Below are 274 nucleotides of genomic sequence, written 5' to 3' on the forward strand. Positions count from 1 at the left end.
CTGATGTGAAGTCTTGACAGTATATTTGCGGTTTTGTTATCGATAGCGCCTCGTTTGTCTGCTCTTATTACGCGACCTGTTTCATCTACAAGGGTTAAATAGTCCTTCAAGCTAAAGCGGATACCTGAGGTTTTCTCTTGATGTTCATTGCCCGTAAAAGGTAATAACGTTGTCGGTTGCTCTCCGATAATGGCTGCTTTGATACGCAGTTGAATACTGGTAAAACTCGATTGCTCAGGTGTTGGAGCAATGCCTGCACGTACTGGATTTAAAT

The 274-nt window shown here is 42.7% G+C and carries 1 pseudogene; it reads right to left on the minus strand.

Annotated features, from left to right (window positions below):
* A pseudogene (locus H4J56_RS19450) lies at positions 1 to 274 on the minus strand (transposase); the annotation flags it as partial.

This window comes from Colwellia sp. BRX8-4 (assembly GCF_014077345.1).
Taxonomy (GTDB): Bacteria; Pseudomonadota; Gammaproteobacteria; order Enterobacterales; family Alteromonadaceae; genus Colwellia_A.